General features: G+C 51.9%; 1 rRNA gene. It reads right to left on the bottom strand.

Annotated elements, in window-relative coordinates:
• A 23S ribosomal RNA gene (locus HV477_RS28125) occupies positions 1–318 on the bottom strand; the annotation flags it as partial.

Below are 318 nucleotides of genomic sequence, written 5' to 3'. Positions count from 1 at the left end.
CGGGCTTTTCACCCGCTTTATCGTTACTTATGTCAGCATTCGCACTTCTGATACCTCCAGCAACCCTCACAGGCCACCTTCACAGGCTTACAGAACGCTCCCCTACCCAACGAACGTATCCCTAAGCCAACTCGACTTTAATGAACGCTTTGACGTCGCTTCGCTCCGTCAATCGTCAACTCCGTAAAGTTGTCTTGGGTGATACGTTCGCTGCCGCAGCTTCGGTGCATGGTTTAGCCCCGTTACATCTTCCGCGCAGGCCGACTCGACCAGTGAGCTATTACGCTTTCTTTAAATGATGGCTGCTTCTAAGCCAAC

This window comes from Salmonella sp. SG203 (assembly GCF_013350575.1).
Lineage (GTDB): Bacteria > Pseudomonadota > Gammaproteobacteria > Enterobacterales > Enterobacteriaceae > Salmonella > Salmonella enterica.
The sequence above is the reverse complement of the archived record's forward strand: the minus strand, read 5'-3'. Positions and strand labels throughout refer to the sequence as shown.